Here is a 429-nt window from a genome sequence, read left to right on the forward strand (position 1 = left end):
CTCCGCCCGCCCGGACGGCTGCATCACCGTGGTGAGCGGCCTGGGCTCCAAGAGCTTCAACATCCGCAACGACAGCAAGCGGACCGTCGAGTTCTTCCGCGGGGCGACCTGCGACAACGGCGCCCCCGTCGCCACGGTCGGCCCCCACAGCGAAGCGAACGGCGTCAAGGTGCATCACACCAAGGGCGTCCGCGTCGAGGACGGAGTGGTGGGCAGCTTCCGGGTGATCCACCGCCACCACGGCAAGGAGGACTTCGACTTCGACGGGTTCGACGACTGAGCCGGCCGCATGAGGCCAACCGTGTAGAACCCCGGCCCGCCGTAATCGGGCCGGGGTTCCGGTCTCAGCCCCCCCGGGGGCACCCGGCTCGTGGTGCCCACACCTGACCACTACCCGAGGGTCCACGCGCCTGCCACGCCATGCTAAAC

1 pseudogene is annotated in these 429 nt (G+C 69.7%); it reads left to right on the forward strand.

Annotated features, from left to right (window positions below):
- A pseudogene (locus tag C1I97_RS40560) lies at positions 1–280 on the forward strand (hypothetical protein); the annotation flags it as partial.
- Between the last annotated feature and the right edge of the window lie 149 nt (positions 281–429).

Origin of the sequence: Streptomyces sp. NTH33 (assembly GCF_003236365.1) — a bacterium.
Taxonomy (GTDB): Bacteria; Actinomycetota; Actinomycetes; order Streptomycetales; family Streptomycetaceae; genus Streptomyces.